At 53.8% G+C, this 236-nt stretch carries 1 protein-coding gene; it reads right to left on the reverse strand.

Going from position 1 to position 236, the window contains the following annotated elements:
* A partial coding sequence (locus HBA93_RS23535) for a glutamine amidotransferase-related protein (RefSeq protein ID WP_221724821.1) occupies positions 1-236 on the reverse strand: 236 nt, incomplete at both ends.

The following is a 236-nucleotide window of genomic DNA, read 5'->3' on the forward strand; positions in this document are numbered from 1 at the left end:
GCATCCACTGCAAAGCCGTGGTTCATCGAAACGATTTCAACTTTACCGGTTGTATGGTCTTTAACCGGATGGTTGCCGCCGTGATGACCCTGATGCATCTTCACAGTTTTGCCGCCTGCTGCCAGTGCCAGCATCTGGTGACCGAGGCAGATACCAAACAGCGGAATGTCGGTTTCGATCAGCTTCTGGATAGTTGGTACAGCATATTCACCGGTAGCAGCCGGATCGCCAGGGCC

Origin of the sequence: Ochrobactrum sp. SFR4 (genome assembly GCF_019730395.1) — a bacterium.
Taxonomy (GTDB): Bacteria; Pseudomonadota; Alphaproteobacteria; order Rhizobiales; family Rhizobiaceae; genus Pseudochrobactrum.